General features: G+C 63.8%; 9 protein-coding genes, 1 other RNA gene and 1 pseudogene. 8 read left to right on the top strand and 3 right to left on the bottom strand.

The genetic code is table 11. The annotated features are described in order from the left end of the window. The first annotated feature begins 79 nt into the window (after nt 1–79). Genes P1M51_RS13490 through P1M51_RS13480 form a run of 3 tightly spaced genes read left to right on the top strand, consistent with a single transcriptional unit; the run spans nt 80 to nt 4,076 of the window. Nucleotides 80–1,585, top strand: coding sequence for an Hvo_1808 family surface protein (locus P1M51_RS13490; RefSeq protein WP_276245685.1), 1,506 nt, complete (start codon nt 80–82; stop codon nt 1,583–1,585). After that, complete coding sequence (locus P1M51_RS13485) at nt 1,586–2,899, top strand: Hvo_1808 family surface protein (protein WP_276245684.1); 1,314 nt, start codon at nt 1,586–1,588, stop codon at nt 2,897–2,899. It abuts the gene before it with no gap. Nucleotides 2,900–2,930: 31 nt separating this feature from the next. Then, a complete protein-coding gene (locus P1M51_RS13480; RefSeq protein ID WP_276245683.1) occupies nt 2,931–4,076 on the top strand; it encodes a nicotinate phosphoribosyltransferase in 1,146 nt (381 codons plus the stop codon). Here the strand turns inward: P1M51_RS13480 and P1M51_RS13475 are convergent. Then, the gene (locus P1M51_RS13475; protein WP_276245682.1) at nt 4,073–4,681 is read right to left on the bottom strand and encodes a TIGR00296 family protein; all 609 of its coding nucleotides are present in this window, start codon (nt 4,679–4,681) and stop codon (nt 4,073–4,075) included. The genes P1M51_RS13480 and P1M51_RS13475 overlap by 4 nt on opposite strands. Before the next feature lie 129 nt (nt 4,682–4,810). Between P1M51_RS13475 and rnpB the strand changes: the two genes are divergently transcribed. The 3 genes from rnpB to P1M51_RS13460 all read left to right on the top strand — a co-directional run bounded on the left by rnpB (nt 4,811) and on the right by P1M51_RS13460 (nt 7,145). Further along, nucleotides 4,811–5,127, top strand: an RNA gene (rnpB, locus tag P1M51_RS13470) — RNase P RNA component. Nucleotides 5,128–5,195: 68 nt separating this feature from the next. Continuing rightward, nucleotides 5,196–6,272, top strand: coding sequence for a matrixin family metalloprotease (locus P1M51_RS13465; protein WP_276245681.1), 1,077 nt, complete (start codon nt 5,196–5,198; stop codon nt 6,270–6,272). Nucleotides 6,273–6,302: 30 nt separating this feature from the next. Next, complete coding sequence (locus P1M51_RS13460) at nt 6,303–7,145, top strand: hypothetical protein (RefSeq protein ID WP_276245680.1); 843 nt, start codon at nt 6,303–6,305, stop codon at nt 7,143–7,145. A 3-nt stretch (nt 7,146–7,148) separates the two neighbouring features. Here the strand turns inward: P1M51_RS13460 and P1M51_RS13455 are convergent, their stop codons facing one another. Beyond that, nucleotides 7,149–8,246, bottom strand: a complete 1,098-nt coding sequence (locus P1M51_RS13455; RefSeq protein WP_276274601.1) for an aminopeptidase — start codon at nt 8,244–8,246, stop codon at nt 7,149–7,151. A 164-nt stretch (nt 8,247–8,410) separates the two neighbouring features. Next, nucleotides 8,411–11,023: pseudogene (locus tag P1M51_RS13450) on the bottom strand (valine--tRNA ligase); the annotation flags it as partial. Nucleotides 11,024–11,327: 304 nt separating this feature from the next. On the opposite strand from P1M51_RS13450, the gene gnd reads away from it, so the two are divergent. Both gnd and P1M51_RS13440 read left to right on the top strand, forming a co-directional pair. Then, nucleotides 11,328–12,224 (top strand): phosphogluconate dehydrogenase (NAD(+)-dependent, decarboxylating), encoded by an 897-nt coding sequence (gene gnd, locus P1M51_RS13445; RefSeq protein ID WP_276245677.1) that lies wholly within the window; start codon nt 11,328–11,330, stop codon nt 12,222–12,224. Nucleotides 12,225–12,461: 237 nt separating this feature from the next. Then, nucleotides 12,462–12,647, top strand: a complete 186-nt coding sequence (locus P1M51_RS13440) for a hypothetical protein (RefSeq protein ID WP_276245676.1) — start codon at nt 12,462–12,464, stop codon at nt 12,645–12,647. The last annotated feature ends 111 nt before the right edge of the window (nt 12,648–12,758 follow it).

Genomic DNA, 12,758 nt, shown 5'->3' with positions numbered 1-12,758 from the left:
CGCCGCCAGCAAAAAACTGGCTCGCGACGAATTCTGACACGGCGGGTACTTTTTCACGCTCAGGCCCGTCTATGGGGGTATGCGAGCACTGGCCAGCGTCCTCGTTGCACTCCTCCTCGTTCTCTCTGGGTGCAGCGCCGGACTGACTGGAGAGCAGACCGACACGACGACGGAGACGCCCTCCACGCCGTCGACCGCCGCACCGACGACCGATTCTCCCGGCACGCAGACGCCCGCTCCCACGCCGCGGCCCGACCCCGAATCTGACGTCCTCGGCTGGGAGAACGGCTACTGGCACGACGCCCAGTTGTCGGTCAACACCGACGACGGCCTGAACGAGACGGAACTCGACGCCATCGTTGCCCGAGCGATGGCCCGCGTCGAGCACGTCCGCGAACTCGAATTCCAGGAGACGGTTCCCGTCGAAATCATCACCCGTGCAGAGTACCAGAACCAGTCGAACGAGAACTACACCGACGCCTTCCGCGCATTCGACAACACGAAGTTCGAGGCGATGTTCTTCGTCGGCGAGGACAGAGACGCTCTCGATGTCCAGAATACGAACCGCGGTTCGAACGTCCTCGGCTACTTCAGCCCGAAGGAGGACGCCATCGTCATCGTGGCGAACTCAGACACCCCGTCGCTCGACGCTGAGGGGACGCTCTCTCACGAACTCGTCCACGCCCTCCAGGACCAGCACTTCAACCTCTCTCGCATCTCCCGTCCGACCCGCGAACTCCACAACGGTCGCAACGGCCTCATCGAGGGTGAGGCAAACTACGTCCAGCGCCTCTACATGGAACGCTGTGGCGGCGAATGGGAGTGCCTCGAAGCACCCGACTCCGGCGGCGGTGGCGGGGTACCAGACGACTTCCACTGGGGAATCTACTTCCTCAACTTCTTCCCGTACAGCGACGGTCCCGGCTTCGTCGGCCAAATTCACCGCACGCAGGGCTGGGACGGCGTAAACGGACTCTACAGCGACTTACCGAACAGCTCAGAGCAGATTATCTACCCGCAGAAGTACGGGGAAGACCAGCCGACTGACGTGACCTTCGAGGACACGAACTCCGGCGAGTGGGAGCGCGTCGTTCCCGAGTCACCGTACCCCGGTCAGGAGCGCCCGGCCTACGCCAGCCTCGGCCAATCCGCACTCTCCTCGATGTTCGCCCACACGTTCACCGACGAGTACAACCGCTCGCGGGTAGTCGAACCCCAGGAGTTTATCAACTACGAGCAGAACGGCCGGGTCAACAGCTCTGACCCGTTCAACTACGACCTGCGCTACACGCGTGGCTGGGACGGCGACCGGATGCACGTCTACTGGAACGACGCCGGTGAGACCGCCTACGTCTGGCAACTCGCCTGGGACTCCCCGCAGAACGCAAACCAGTTCGTGACCGGCTACGAGCGCCTCCTCCAGCACTGGGGCGCAGAGCAGGCCGGTGAAAACACGTGGGTCATCCCCGAGGGTGAACCGTACGCGGACACCTTCTGGATTCACGTCGAGGGTGACACCGTCACCATCGTGAACGCCCCAACCGAAGGCGACCTGCCTGCGGTGTACGACGGCGCTGGAGCCTAAATGCGTAGGGCAATCGCTGTCGTGGGCCTCGCGCTCCTCCTCGTCCTCTCGGGTTGTGTCGGCGGCTTTTTCGGCCCCAGAGACGCGCCTGACGACGACACTATCGGCTGGGAGAACGGCTACTGGTACGACGACCCGCTCGCCGTAGACGAGAGCGACGGCCTGAACGAAACCGAACGCGAAGCCGTCGTTTCGCGGACGATGGCCCGCGTGGAGGTCATCCGCCAACTCGAGTTCAAACAGTCCGTCCCGGTGAATCTCATCACCCGCGACGAGTACCGCGCCCAACGGGGTGGTAACGGGGGAACCATCGAGCAGAACACCTACCAGCGGTGGAACGAGCAGGTCTGGGAAGCGCTGTTCCTCGTAGACGAAGAGGCCACCGTCGACGACGCCTTCGGCGGCGTGTTCGGTAGCGCGGTCCAGGGCTACTACGGCGGCGGCGAAATCACGCTCGTGAGCGACTCCGAGACGCCGATGGTCGACCGCACGACGCTCTCGCACGAACTCGTCCACGCCCTCCAGGACCAGCACTTCGGCCTCTCGGGCAACCGCGACACGCAGGACGGCGAACTCGCCTACGACGGCCTCATCGAGGGCGACGCGAACTACGTCGAATCGCTCTACGAACAGCGGTGTCAGGCCGAGTGGGACTGCCTCGACCGTCCCGAGCGAAACCAGTCCGGGTCGCCGGACGACTTCAACCGCGGCGTGTTCTCGGCCATCTACCAGCCCTACGCCGACGGCCCTCGATTCGTCGACTCGCTGCGCGAATCCGGCGGCTGGGAGGCGGTGAACGACGCCTACGACGCCGTCCCACAGAGCACAGAACAGGTCATCCACCCCGAAGACTACCCCGAGGATACGCCCGTCGAGATATCGATTCCAGACCGCTCCTCGAACGCGTGGTCGCGGTTCACCTTCGAGAACCGTCCCGACTACGACACCGTCGGCGAGGCGTCCATCTACGCCATGCTCTGGGCGAACGGCGTGGCCGGCGACCAGTCTGCGTACACCTACACTTTCCCCGCCTCGACCGGGTGGGCGGGCGACAGGGTCGTCCCCTACCACAACGACGGCGAGTACGGCTACGTCTGGGTGACCGAGTGGGAGACGGAGACCGACGCCCAGGAGTTCAACGATGCCTACCTCCAGGTGCTCGAAAACAACGGTGCGACAGAACGCTCGTCGGGCGTTTATCGGATTCCTGATAGCCAGCCCTACGGCGACGCCTTCCGCGTGACCCTCGACGGGACGCGAGTGAAAATCGTGAACGCGCCGACCGAAGCCGACCTCTCGGGAATAGACGGGTAGCTTTTTCGCCCCTCGCGGGTAAGCGCCGACTATGTCCGATTCGTTCGATATCGTGTCCGCAGAAGCCATCCGTGACGGCCGCGCCACGGATGTCTACTTCGAGCGGACCGAAACCACGCTCGATCACGCGGGACTGAACCCGACGGTCGTCGCGGAGGTAACCGCCAACCAGTTCCCGACGGGCGCGTTCAATCTTTTCGCCGGCGTCAAAGACGCCGCCCACCTTCTCGAAGGCCTTCCAGTAGACGTAGACGCACTCTCGGAGGGACAACTGTTCGACGCAGGACCCGTCCTCCAGATCTCGGGGAATTACCGCGACTTCGCTCGCTACGAGACGGCGCTGCTCGGCTTCCTCTCGCACGCGACGGGCATCGCGACGAAAGCACTCGAAGCACGCCTCGCTGCCCCGGACACGCCGGTCGTCAGTTTCGGCGCACGCCACGTCCACCCCTCAATTGCCGCGATGGTCGAACGCTCCGCGCTCGTCGCCGGGTTCGACGGCTTTTCCTCCGTCGCTGCGGGCGACCTGCTCGGGCGCGAACCGAGCGGGACGATGCCTCACGCGCTCATCATCTGCTATGGCCGGGGCGAACAGGAGGCCGCCTGGCGCGCTTTCTACGAGACGACCGGGCAGGGCGTCGCGCTCTGTGACACCTACTCGGACGAAGTCGAAGAGGTGCTCCGCGCGGCCGCGGAACTCGGCGATGACTTAGAGAGCGTGCGCATCGACACGACCCGCTCGCGGCGCGGGGACTTCGCGCACATCGTCAAAGAGGTGCGCTGGGAACTCGACATCCGCGGCCACGACCACGTCGATATCTTCGTCTCAGGCGGCCTCGGGCCTGCGGACCTCCACGAACTGAAGGACCTCGTCGATGGCTTCGGCGTCGGCGGCTACGTCTCGAACGCGAACCCACTCGACTTCGCGCTCGACATCGTCGAAGTTGAGGGCGAACCCGCGTCGAAGCGCGGGAAACTCTCCGGGAAGAAGCAGGTGTACCGCACCCGCGACGGTGGCCACCACGTTGGCCTCGCGAGTCGGCCCGGGCCGACCGACGGGAAACCGCTGCTCGAACCGCTCATCCGCGACGGCGAACTCGTTCGGGAGTTCGACCTCTCTGATGCAGCAAAACGCGCCGCGACGGACGCGAAAAAAGTCGGCTTCGGCGAGAACTAGAACGTCAATTCCTTGATGGAGCCTTTCGGCTTGCGCTCTTCGAACACCTGACTGCGAAAGAGCAGGACGTCCACGTCGTCGTCCTCCCACGCGGTCGGCGAGAGGCCGGCCTTCCGGCAGGTACGGTCGAGATACTCGAACTCACTCCAGCCGTTTTCGACCGGGACGGTCGGGTACATCCACCCCGAGCGGGCGCGGTCCTGGACGAAGAGGCCGTGGGTGCCGACTTCGAGGTCGGCGGCGGGGTCGCTCGTCTCGATGACGTCGGTGACGACGCAGACCGAGATGGCGATGGCGTTGAGTTCTGCGGCCTCGACTTCGGAGCCACAGGAGTCGTCGCTCGCCGCCTGAATCGCCGCCTCGACGAGCGAGTGGCCGACTCGGTCGGGGCTCTGGACGGTACCCGCACAGCCACGGAGGCGGCCACGCCCCTGTGCCGACTGGAGGCGCACGAACACGCCCGCCCGGTTGTAGAAGGCGTCGCGCATGCTTCCCGGCTGTTTTCGCTGGCCGTTCTTTACGAACAGTTCCACCGCCTCGCGTGCAAGGTCGACCGAGCGGCGGCCGTCGTCGTACGAGAAGAGCGCAGTCTGGGCCTCGGACATACCACCTGTAACGGGAACGAGCATAATCAACGCTTTCATTCAGACAATCTGGAACGCGAACTATCTCAATCGCTATTTCCACCCGGCCAATCGAACGCCTTAATTGTGCTACGCGGCCTACCATCTGCCGGCAGAGGGAGCCCGGTTCCCGTGGCGCGAGCCAACGAGGAAAGTCCCCCCACTGTCTGGGCAGGTGACCAGGCGCAAGCCTGGAGCGGGAGACCGCTGGCGCTGGAACAGAAACGAGACCCCTCCACCGGACCGATGAGGTGCGCGAACCCAACCGCAAGGACGGGGAGCTAACCCACCGAGGGTCGATGGTGGAGAACGGATGGAACGGCGAAACCTCACCGGTGCAAGTCCCATCGGCCAAGGTAGCCCGGACAACGATGCGGACGCTCAGCCGAATACCGGGAAGAACAGAAGGGGGCTTACTCCCCTCAGCCACTTTCGTACCGACGAGCAGTTGCGGTGACCACAAACGTGATACTTAGCGCTGCCGGATATGTCAGTAATGAACGGGCGTGCCCTCCTGTTGACGCTCCTCGTCGTTCTCGCCGGCTGTGCGGCTCCCCTCGACCCGGGGTTCGCCGACACGACCAGCACGCAGGTCCAGACCACGCAACCGCCAGCCGACGGCACGCCGAACGCGGTCCAGACGCAGACACAGACCCAGACGCCGGGAGCCGTCGATTCGCGCTCCAATCCGTGGCAAGAGGGGACGTTGACTATCGCCGTCGAAGCACCGGACGGTGACTCGCGAGACTACACCGCCCTCCTCCGGGACGCCCTCGACTACTGGGAGGCGAACAGCGAGCAGTACGCCGGCTACGCCCTCTCCTTCGACGTCGAACCGAACGCGAACGACGCAGACGTGGTCGTCGAATTCGTCGAACGAGTCGATACCTGCGGCGAGAAACGCGAAGTCGCCGGCTGTGCGCCCTACATCACCGACTCTCGGCAGATAAACCGACCCGAGCGAATTCAGGTTCTCACGGGCCTCTCTGATTCGTCCACGGTCCTCGTCATCCAGCACGAGTTCGGCCACGCGATGGGGCTGAACCACGACGACGAACCAGCGGACATCATGGCGGGTCACGCGAACCTGACCACGCTCCCGATGACCAACGCGACAGACAAGCCAAACCCGTGGGACCGCTCTGAACTCCGCGTCTACGTCGATTACAGCGCCGTCCGGGACCGTGACCGCGCCGAAACCCGCGAGCAGGTCCAACACGCCCTCGACTACTACGCGTCGGGCGCAGAGGGATACGTCCCGACCAACATCTCGTTCGTGAGCGTCGACTCCGAGGCCGAAGCCGACGTCGTGATTCAGTTCACGGACGCCTCACCCTGTGGCACTGACCCCGGGTCGTGTGGCGCAGTCCGCGGGCAGGACCCCGACGGCGACGGCGAACTCGAAACCTACACCAACCTCCAGATCACGCTGACGGGCCTCGACACCGAAGCCACCGGCTGGCACGTCGGCTGGTGGCTCGGCTACGGCTTCGGGTTCTCGTCGGAATCCGAGTATCCCGCTCCGTTCCGCGACGCCTCCTACACCGACCGCCGGGGCGACTGGTGGGAATAATTTTACCCGGTTGACAAGAACCGTCGAACTGTGTCCGAACCCCCGCCGCTCGAATGGACGATAGACGGTACCTCCGCCCGCACCGTCCGCGTCCTTCGCACCGCGCTCGCCGCCTCTATCGGAGCGTTCGCCATCCTGTTCGCGCTCCTGTTTGCCTACGCCCTGCCCGCCATCTTCGCCACGCTGACCACGGAAGTCGGCGTGCTCGTCGTCATCCTCGCGCTCGTTGGCGGCCCAGCCTCGCTGCTTTACCTCTGGCCGATGCTGACCGACGCATCCCAGCGCCCGACGCTCGAACAGACGGTGTTCTCGGACATCGAAAACTGGGGACAAATTGCGGTACTCGCCGTCCTTCTCGCTGCCTGCTATCTACTCGTCATCCGCGCCGACTCGCGGGCGATTCTCGCGATTCTCATCTTCAAATTCGGCTTGCTCGTGGCGATTTCGCTGTTCGCGGGCGTTGGTTCCATCGACCGCGAACGCGGTGTTCTGCGCTACGGCGCGGCGACGAAACTCGACGCCCTCGCGGGGGTTCGTACCGTGAAGATTGGGGACGTCGTTCTCTGCTATCTCTCCTACAAACGGGGTGCTGCACGACTGAACTCGCCGCGATTCGTCTCGGTTCCCGCAGACCAGTCCGACCAGGTCGCCTTGGTGCTCGAAGCGGGCGTCGAACAGGACGGCCCCGAGCGCGACGAACCGGACCGACTGGTCCAGGCGGTGTTGCTCAGTTTCGCCGCCGTCTTCCTCGGGGCGGCGGCCTTCTTCTGGATTGTCGCCGACGGCGCACCGCCGGGCATTCTGCTCTACGTCGTTCTCGTGACGGGCTTGCTTGGTGCGGCGTTCGCACTGGTGGCGGTGTTCGAGGCGTAGCCTTCAGCCCTCGAAGCCGTCTTCCCACCGGAACACGCCGTTTCGCTGGACGACTTCGCCGTCGACCTCGATGCGCGAGTCCTCGCTCATGTCCGTAATCATATCCACGTGGACGGCGCTCTTGTTGCCTTCCTCGCCTTCTGGCAGGTTCGAATCGTAGGCCCGACCCACCGCGAGGTGGACGGTGTCGCCCATCTTCTCGTCGAAGAGAATCGAGTCGGTGAAGCGGTCGATGCCGCGATTCATCCCGATGCCGAGTTCGCCGAGTCGTCGTGCGCCTACGTCGGTGTTCAGAATCTCTTCGAGAACCGCCTCGTTCTGCCCGGCGCTGAAGTCGGTGACTTCCCCGTCCTCGAAGGTGAGGTGGACGTCCCGGACGCGCTTACCGTTGAGCGTCATCGGCACGTCGAAGTAAACGGTTCCCTCGGTGTCGTACGGCGCGGTGAACACCTCGCCGGAGGGCAGGTTGTGCGAGTCGTAGGCGACGGAGGCCCCGGAGTTCACGGCGATGCGTCCCTCGATACTCATGGTGAGGTCGGTGTCTTCCTTGACGAGGCGGACTTCGCTGCCTTCGTCGAGAATCTCCTTCATCTGGGCCATCTCCTCTGCGAGCGACTCCCAGTCGCGGAGGACGGCGTTGTAGACGAAGTCCTTGTACTCGGCGAAGGCCATCCCGGCCTGCTGGGCGAGTGAGCGCGTCGGGTGGACCGTCGAGACCCAGTCGGTGTCCATCCGGGCCTCGCGGGCCTCGTTGGTCGCGCGGTTGTACGCCTGGCGAACCTCGCTTCTCACGTCGGCCAGTTCCGTGGTGTTTCGTCCGCCGCCGAGAAAGAGCACGCTGTCTGCGTTCTGGTAGGCGGCGAGTTCCGGCCCGGCGACGTCCTCGAAGTCGCCGTCGTGGTTCTTGAGATAGGCCCGGAGCATCTCTCCGGAACCGTAGGTCACGAACATGGTCGCGCCGACGTTTCCGAGTTCCTCGGCGACGGCCACGCCGAGGTCGTGGGCGTCTTCGCCGACGTTGACGACGACGTAATCACCGCGTTCGATTCGCGCACTCCAGTTTACGAGGGTTCGGGCGTGTTCGCGCACTCGCTCGTCCATGGCCTCTCTACCGAAGGCGGGGCAAAAACAGGTGCGGTCTGCGGTAGTTTCTCATGCACTGCACCCGGTCACTCGCTTCGCTCGTGACCGGCTTTTTTGGTGCAGATTTTTACTCGGAGAGGTGCGCTTCGCGCACCCGACGAGTAAAAAGGTGCGTGGCTGGGGAAAAGAAGAAGCGTCGCCCCGTCAATCTCCAGCACTTCGACTTCCTCACCCGTCGCGGCCTGCTGTTCTTCTTTGATGTCGAAGGCGTCTGCGTCGAGTGAGATGGTCTCGCCGTCGACTTCGAGGTCGACGTGGCCCTTGCGCTTTTCTTTCTTCAGGTCGGCGGGGTCTGCGGCTTCGAGCGCCCCGATGACGGCTCCTGCCTTCCCGCGGAATTTCGGCCCGATGACGCTGTGGTCGGGGTCAACGCCGACGGGGACGAGGTCCACGTCGGGGATGCCCTGTTCGATGTAGACCGGGGCGTTGACCGTGCCCGAGAGGTCGTAGGTGTCGAAGGAGATGCTGTCGTCTGGGTACACCTCGATGCGGTCGAGTTCGGCGTTGAGCGCCATGCCCTCCTCGGATTTCCACGCGCGGATGGCGGAGGCGGCGTTGGCGACGAGGTTGCCGCGTTCTTCTGCCTCCTCGTCTTCGAATTTCAGGTTCGGCCACGCGGCCTCGTGGACGCCGTCGTCGTCGCCGGGCAGGTGGCTGTAGGCTTCTGCCGCGAAGAACGGCGCGAACGGCGCGAGCATGACGAGCGAGGATTTGAGTGCGGTATAGAGGGCGTGGCGGGCGGCGTTTCGCTCGCCTGGTCGGCCCTCGTAGAGGCGGCCCTTGATGAGTTCGAGGTAGTCGTCCGCGAGGTCGTGCCAGACGAAGTCGCGGACGGTGCGGAGCGCCGAGTCGAAGCGGTAGGCGTCCATGTCTTCGGCCACGTCGTCGGCGGTGCGGGCGAGTTTCGAGAGAATCCACTTGTCGGCGTCGCGGTAAGCCGGGTCCTGAATCTTCGGCGTGTCCTCGTCTAAGTGCTGGAGGGCGAACCGGGTGATGTTCCACACCTTCGTCTGGAAGCGGGTCGCGCTCGTGACTTCCTTGCGCTGGAACTGGATGTCGGAGCCGGGCTGGCCGCCGAGGGCGATGGCCTGGCGGAAGGCGTCCGCGGAGTGTTCGGCGACGACTTCCTCTGGCTGGACGAAGTTGTTGCGCGATTTGGACATCTTGTGGCCGTCTTCGCCGAAGACCATCCCGTTGATGAGGGCTTCTTCCCACGGAATCTCGTCGGTGAGCGCCGCGGTGCGGAGGATGGTGTAGAACGCCCACGTCCGGATGATGTCGTGGCCCTGCTCGCGCAGTTGGACGGGCGAGAACTCGTTTTCCGGCCAGCCTGCGACGTGCATCGCGGAGATGGAGGAGTCCATCCACGTGTCCATGACGTCGGTTTCGCCGTGCCAGTGGTCGCCCCCGCACTCTGGGCAGTCGCCGATGGACGGGCCTTCCTCGGTCGGGTCCACTGGCAGGTCCTCGACCGTCGCGACGTGGACGTAGTCACAGTCGCCACAGAACCAGACCGGAATCGGCGTCGCGAAGACGCGCTGGCGGGAGATGACCCAGTCCCACTCCATGCCTTCCGCCCAGTCTTCGAGGCGGGTGTACATGTGCTCTGGAATCCATTCGATTTGCTGGGCCTTCGCCATGATTTCGTCCGTGTCGACGCGGATGAACCACTGTTCCTTGCTCAGGATTTCGATTGGGGTGTCACAGCGCCAGCAGGCCCCGACGGACTGCTCGGTCGGCTGGGTGTCGTTGAGGAAGCCTTCTGCGTCGAGTTTCTCCGCGACGGCCTCCTTCCCTTCGGCGATGGTCAGCCCCTCGAACTCGCCGGCGAGTTCGTTCAGGTGGCCGTCTTCGGTGAACACCGGCCGCAGGTCTAGGTCGTGTTCTGCCCACCAGCGAACGTCCTGTTTGTCCCCGAAGGTACAGATCATGACCGCGCCGGTCCCGAAGTCGCCGTCCACGTCGTCGTCCGCGAGCAGGGTGACTTCTTGTCCGAACAGTGGCACCTCAAAGGTGTCGCCGATGCGGTCCGCGTAGCGTTCGTCGTCCGGATTGACCGCCATGCCGACACAGGCGGCGAGCAATTCCGGACGGGTCGTCGCAATCTCTATCTCGTCGTTGTCGACGCCGGGGAAGGTGATGTAGTAGAGATTCCCTTGACGGTCGATGTTCTCGACTTCGGCGTCTGCGATGGCCGTCTCACAGCGCGGACACCAGTTGACGGGGTGTTCGTCGCGGTAGACGAGGTCCTTGTCCGCCATCTCGACGAACGACCGCTGGGTCTTACCCCAGTATTCGGGGTCCATCGTGCGGAACTCGTGGTCCCAGTCCTGGCTGAACCCGAGTGTCTGCATGGTCTCGTACATCGCGTCGATTTGCGCCTCGGTGTGCTCGATACACATCTGGCGGAACTCGTCGCGGGGGACATCCGTCCGGTGAATCCCGTGGTTCTCCTCGACTTTGACCTCGGTCGGGAGGCCATGGCAGTCCCAGCCCTGCGGGAACAGCACGTCGTCGCCTTTCAGGCGGTGGTAGCGGGCGGCGAAGTCCATGTAACACCAGCCGAGGGCGTTGCCGATGTGGAAGTCGCCGGTGGGGTACGGTGGGGGCGTGTCGATGATGTAGTCTGGGCGTTCTTCGTCGTCGTCGTAGGCGTAGACGTCGGAGTCTTCCCAGGCGTCGCGCCATTTTCGCTCGATCGTGTCGGGGTCGTAGTTCTCTCGCATCTCTGTCATAGTTTGAAAGCACTCGGTTGAGCAGGGCCTGACCCGGTACTGACGGGTCTGTGTCGGCTGAAGAAACATGCGCGATGTACTCGCGCTAGTGGCGTATATCGTCGACTGTAACTGGGTGTGTATACTCGACGACCGGGTGTCGTCGAGAGCTCCCACTGACTTACAGTCGGCAATATACTACCGACGACATCACGCTCATACCCTGAGAGATTGCCCGTATTTTGATAAAGGTTCCCGTCTCCGCCCCACAGCGCGCCGCGCGCCGAACCACAATCCCTTACTTTGCGACCACGGAGGGTGCAGTATGCAACTCGGCGTCATCGGACTCGGTAGAATGGGGCAAATCGTCGTCAATCGCGTCGTAGACGCGGGCCACGACGTCGTCGCCTACGACCTCAGCGACGAGGCAGTCGCCACCGCCGCGGAGGCGGGCGCATCGCCGGCCACCACCCTCGACGACTTCCTCTCGCAACTCGGCGAAGAAAAGCGCATCTGGCTCATGGTTCCGGCGGGCGACGCCGTGGACGCCACGCTCGCGGAACTGAACCCGTCGCTCACCGACGCGGACGTCGTCGTGGACGGGGGCAATTCGTTCTTCAAGGAGTCCACGCGCCGCGCGGAGGACTGCCCGGCGGCGTACCTCGACTGCGGGACCTCGGGCGGCCCCGCGGGCGCGGAACTCGGCTTCTCGCTCATGATTGGCGGCCCCGAGTGGGCCTACGACGAGCTGACGCCGGTCTTCGACGCTGTCGCAACTGGCCCAGCTGGCCACGACCGCATGGGTGAAGCAGGTTCTGGCCACTACGTGAAGATGGTCCACAACGGCGTCGAGTACGCGCTCATGCAAGCCTACGGCGAGGGCTTCGACCTGCTCGCGAACGGACGCTACGACCTCGACTTAGAAGCCGTCGCCCGCACGTGGAACAACGGTGCGGTCATCCGCTCGTGGCTCCTCGAACTCTGTGAGGAAGCGTTCGCGGAGGAGGGCAACGATTTGGGCGACGTCGCAGACCACGTCGCCGGTGGTTCGACGGGCACGTGGACGGTACAGGAGGCCTTAGAGCAGGAAGTTCCCGTCCCCCTCATCTACCAGTCGCTCGCAGAACGCTTCGAGAGTCGGACCGAGGAGCGGTTCGCCCGTCGCCTTGCGAACCGCCTTCGCTACGGATTCGGTCGGCACGAAGTCGCGCGCAAAGAGTAGAACGCCGCGAAGCGACGCCTCATCGTGTTCCTATGCAGACACGACAGCCGGTCGATTGGTCGTCTCTTCGTTTACGATTGCGTGACTATCTACGGGATTGAATAGTCGATTTCAGACAGACACCGCCGGAATCGTGCTATGTCTCATCATAGCATCAACTTTTGGGAATATAATCATTTTTTGCGTTATTCGCCGGTTTCGCTACCTTAAGTACCTCCTACTCCTGAGCACAGATTGATGCAGGCCAACCAAGACGGGACGCCCCGTGCGGTGGACCTGGAGTACGAGAACAGCACGCTAGACGTCGCGTACCGCGGCGAGTACGTCGAACTTACTGTCGACAAACTCCGCGTACTCGGCAACACAGAGTGGATTCGTATCGAGCGAGACCACTTCGTCGAGGACCTCCGGTCTATGTGCTAATCCCCCACCGTACCGCATCCCCACTACCCCAATCCCCTTACCCCCATTTTTCTGGACGCTCACCCTCCTGAGTCAGTTCTCTCCACAGACGTGAACGTTTAATTTACCTTG

Origin of the sequence: Haladaptatus sp. QDMS2 (genome assembly GCF_029338295.1) — an archaeon.
Lineage (GTDB): Archaea > Halobacteriota > Halobacteria > Halobacteriales > Halococcaceae > QDMS2.
This window is presented reverse-complemented; position numbering and strand designations above follow the sequence as displayed.